Source organism: Ezakiella sp. (assembly GCF_034180565.1).
Lineage (GTDB): Bacteria > Bacillota > Clostridia > Tissierellales > Peptoniphilaceae > Ezakiella.
This window is the reverse complement of the sequence record NZ_JAXFOB010000012.1, coordinates 1-2,915: the sequence shown is the minus strand read 5'-3', so window position 1 is coordinate 2,915 and position 2,915 is coordinate 1. Positions and strand designations below refer to the sequence as shown.

6 protein-coding genes are annotated in these 2,915 nt (G+C 33.9%); 1 reads left to right on the top strand and 5 read right to left on the bottom strand.

Annotated features, from left to right (window positions below; genetic code table 11):
- The 5 genes from SPI61_RS03165 to SPI61_RS03145 form a co-directional block, all read right to left on the bottom strand.
- Positions 1-929: transposase (locus SPI61_RS03165; RefSeq protein WP_321136675.1), on the bottom strand; the 929-nt coding region annotated here is incomplete at its 3' end.
- A 42-nt stretch (positions 930-971) separates the two neighbouring features.
- Complete coding sequence (locus tag SPI61_RS03160; protein WP_321136674.1) at positions 972-1,196, bottom strand: hypothetical protein; 225 nt, start codon at positions 1,194-1,196, stop codon at positions 972-974.
- Entirely contained in the window at positions 1,186-1,371 is a 186-nt protein-coding gene (locus tag SPI61_RS03155; RefSeq protein WP_321136673.1) for a hypothetical protein, read from the bottom strand. The genes SPI61_RS03160 and SPI61_RS03155 overlap by 11 nt, the downstream gene beginning before the upstream one ends.
- Positions 1,372-1,527: 156 nt before the next feature.
- Positions 1,528-1,809: a hypothetical protein gene (locus SPI61_RS03150; protein ID WP_321136672.1), complete on the bottom strand. Its 282-nt coding sequence runs from the start codon at positions 1,807-1,809 to the stop codon at positions 1,528-1,530.
- A gap of 191 nt (positions 1,810-2,000) precedes the next feature.
- Positions 2,001-2,171, bottom strand: a complete 171-nt coding sequence (locus SPI61_RS03145) for a hypothetical protein (protein WP_321136671.1) — start codon at positions 2,169-2,171, stop codon at positions 2,001-2,003.
- A 267-nt stretch (positions 2,172-2,438) separates the two neighbouring features.
- On the opposite strand from SPI61_RS03145, the gene SPI61_RS03140 reads away from it, so the two are divergent.
- The coding region (locus SPI61_RS03140; RefSeq protein ID WP_321136670.1) for a helix-turn-helix transcriptional regulator at positions 2,439-2,915 on the top strand (477 nt) is incomplete at its 3' end.

Sequence of the window (2,915 nt, the reverse complement as noted above, 5' to 3'; positions counted from 1 at the left end):
ATCGCTTTAGATAAATGTTTGTTTTTCACCATTCCACTTACATTTAAATCTTCAATACAAATAAAACTTGGTTTTCGTTTTACGATTTCAGATGTTGTTTGATGTAAGTAGTTCTGACGAATATCCGTTAATCGTTTCGTTGTTTTTAAAACTTTTATTTCCTTTTTTATAATGTTACTTGTTTTGCAGTAACTTCCTCCCTTCTTGTTTTTCTCATACTTTCTTGATATGGAACGCTGTAACCTGCGTTTTCTTTTTTCTAATTTCTTTACTCTTTGTGTTTTATTTATGTTTTTATAAATATTCCCGTCAGAACAAATTGCTAAATCCTTGATGCCTAAATCAATCCCAATACCCTCATTTAATGGAAGTTCAGTATTGTCATCAACTTCAATCCCAACTGATACATACCAATATAGTCCGTCATAAGTAAAACGTGGATTCATGTATTTACAGTTAGTTGGTATTCTTCCCTTTTCACAAAGTTTAATCCAATTTAATTTTTGTTTATTCTGTTTTTGACTCATTGAAAATTTTTCGACTTTCACATGAGTATCTGTAAATCGTATTTTAAGATTATCTTGATAAAAAGATGGAGTAGAGCGTTTCTTACTCTTAAATTTAGGATACTTGCATTGTCCTTTAAAAAAACTCTTATAAGCATTACATGCGTCTTTAATAGCTTGTTTTGTTACATTGTTACTTGTTTCATTCAGCCATTTATATTTTTGTAGTTTCTTTAACTGTGTAAATTCTTTTCGTAATTCACTATCTGATAAAAATTTGTTTCCTTGCTTATAATTCTCTTGTTCTCTTGCAATAGCCCAATTATAGGCAAATCTTGCACATCCTGCATATTGCAACAACTTAGTGGATTGTCTATTGTTTGGATTTAATCTTACTTTTATTGACTTTATTACTTTTTTCATCTTTATAATTTTTATAAGTTACTTTTAACAGTTACACTACCTCTAACTTTCTTTAGGCTCGTACGCCCAAATACCTACATCGTCGCTCTCTGCGGTTTCTCTTATCTCGTAATCATTAAGCGTATAGTCTGAATCGCCGCATAAAGAACTTAATTTCTTCGTCTTTTCAAACGCCGATTTTTCGTCTTTCGCTTCTACCGTAAATTCTTCTACATCTTCTATACTTCTAACGAAATATAAACTGACCTTGAATCTCTTATTTTTCATCTTCCGCCCCTTTTTTAAATTTATGAAGAACGGTACTGTAATCGCTATAACTTATAACGCAATTCTCTTTTCTATCTCTGTGCATTGCTCTATGCCTTGCAATTCCTAGATGATGAAAATACTTATCGCAAGTTTCGCAATAACAATCCTTTTCTCTCTCAATTATCCTGTTCATTTTTTTGCTTTCTTCTGCATTCAATTTTTCTTCTCTTTTTCTTTTTTTCTCTTTGCTTTTTCTCGTTCTCAACTTCGTCTTTATGAATTTTCTTAAATAAAAGTTTCTCCTATTCCCGTATGACAACTAATGTTATCACTCTAGCAATTCTCAAAACTATTTCCCGAAAACCGCTCTGCCGTATGCTCCGAACGGTAAATTGCCTTTCAAAAACTCGAAAAACAACTTTCTGTGGATGTAAAAGTAATATACATCGCCCGTTCCCTTGTATCCCGCTCCGAATGGAAATACGCCTTGTTTCAATCCCGCTTGTAACATTGCAGGTGTCATCTTCTCAATTCTTCCGTTTTTTGTTTCCTTTGTTAAATACTTGCAAGCTTCAGCAACCGAAATCCCAATCGGTGAATCAATCTCAACAAGTCTAATATCGTCATCCATACTATTGCCTCCTCTTTTAATTTTGCTATGGGGTCGTGAAACGCGACTCCATACTCGTGCCTTTAAATTTCAACTCTCTTTATGCAAAGGGTGTCGTTAAACGCGACTCCCTCTTTGCTCTCGTGCATATTAAGCCATTTCTCGATGGGGTCACGAAACGTTACTCCATCGCCCTGTTCTACACATAGAACTTAATCGTCAAAAAAAATAGTATTCGGATTTAAGTTCCACTTATTACAAATCTTATAAGCTTCTTCCATTTTAAAATCCGCTCCATTTTTTCTGTTTAGCTTATTAGATACTGTTGCAGGTGTAACGTCAAGCAAAACAGCCACGTCCTTGACCTTTACCCCTTTAGCCACTAAAGCACCTTTAAGCTTATTGTATGGTTTTTCCAAAAAATCACCTCTCTTTTTAATTGTTAAAGTTCAGATTCGGTTTCCCGAACAACTATATCTTAACACATCTTAATTCTATTGTCAATACTTTTTGTGCGTTTTTTTATAAAAAAATATAAAAAAAGACAATTTCATATAAAAAAGTGATGATTTTTTCTTTTAAAAGGGGTATAATGATATATAGACAAGTTATTAATCTGAAACGGGTTATATAAAAAAGGAGATGAGAAAATGAAAATTTCTGAAAAACTGAAAATGATAAGAACTGAACACGGATTAACTCTTGAAGAAATGGGAAATAAACTCGGGAGCGTTTCAGAAACGGGCATAAGCAAATCAATGGTATTTAATTGGGAGAAAGGAACTCACGAACCGTCTTTATCAAATATCATCTTATACTCGAAAGCTTTCAATATAGATATGAATTATCTGTTAGGCTTGACAAGTGTATATTCGGAAAGAGAGCAAAAACCTCTCAACAACTATGTACTTTGCCCCGACTTTGCAGCCGCAGGAATGTCGGCGGATTCAACATACTACGCCACAGCGGATAAAATACAACTGCCCGACGAGTTTGTCGGCAAGTATAAAGGAAGAAAAGACCTTGAGTTCGTTAAAACCTATGGCGATTCAATGACAAATGTAATTCCCGAGGGTGCAATAATCGGATATGTAACAGATGATATATTGTCGCAAGTAAAAGCGGGC

Bases quoted from the DNA above. Each gene is read 5' to 3' on its own strand.
- SPI61_RS03160 (WP_321136674.1), bottom strand. From the start codon at position 1,196: ATGAAAAATAAGAGATTCAAGGTCAGTTTATATTTCGTTAGAAGTATA.
- SPI61_RS03155 (WP_321136673.1), bottom strand. From the start codon at position 1,371: ATGAACAGGATAATTGAGAGAGAAAAGGATTGTTATTGCGAAACTTGC.
- SPI61_RS03150 (WP_321136672.1), bottom strand. From the start codon at position 1,809: ATGGATGACGATATTAGACTTGTTGAGATTGATTCACCGATTGGGATT.